Raw genomic sequence first — 785 nt, 5'->3', positions numbered from 1 at the left:
CCAATATGGGCTGCTTTTAAAGCAGGGCCGTCATTCACCCCATCTCCTGTCATGGCGACAATATCCCCATTGGCCTTCAATGCGTTGATGATTTTCAGTTTAGCGTCTGGAAACATTCGCGTAAAAATACTCACCGAATTAACTTTTTTCTGGAGCTCCTGATCAGAGAGCTGCATCAACTGATCACCGCTGATAACATTATCCGCCCCTTTAAAACCAATCTGTCTGGCAATGGCACCGGTAGTTTCCGCATTGTCCCCGGTTATAATCTTTACCGCTATCCCGGCATCGTAAAAAGACTGCAGGACTGAACTGATATTTTTCTTTGGGGGATCATAGAAGGCAACAAGTCCCTTAAAGCAAAATTTGAATTCCTGCTGAGTCTTCGGGAAATCATTACCCGTAAAGCTGGCCAGACCGACCGCTAGAATGCGGTAACCTTCTGCTGCCAGTAAATCAATCGCCCCATTGATCTCTTTCTTTTCGGTTTCCTTGAGGTCACTTATGCCAATTATTGCCTCCGGCGCTCCTTTTGCAGCGACAATACGCTGGCCTTTTCCATTTTCAAAGAGGTGTGTCATCATCGGAGGTTTCCCTCCCAGTGGATATTCATAAACCATTTTGTATTCAGACCGCTCATCTTTCGCTGCCCCATTGGTATAGGCATCATGAAGTGCTACCTCCATCGGATCAAAGGGTATGGGTTCACTTGCCCACATCCCCAGGCTTATGATCTCCCTTGCGAGGGGGGCACTAGTAGTATCTCCGGCGTTAAAGGTTTGGTT

The 785-nt window shown here is 47.1% G+C and carries 1 protein-coding gene; it reads right to left on the bottom strand.

What is annotated here, in order from left to right; all coding sequences use genetic code 11:
* Window positions 1–686 (bottom strand): HAD family hydrolase (locus ACFOUY_RS08970; protein ID WP_378960167.1); only part of this gene is annotated, 686 nt, incomplete at its 3' end.
* Between the last annotated feature and the right edge of the window lie 99 nt (window positions 687–785).

This window comes from Pedobacter jamesrossensis, from assembly GCF_042650905.1.
Lineage (GTDB): Bacteria > Bacteroidota > Bacteroidia > Sphingobacteriales > Sphingobacteriaceae > Pedobacter > Pedobacter jamesrossensis.
This window is presented reverse-complemented; position numbering and strand designations above follow the sequence as displayed.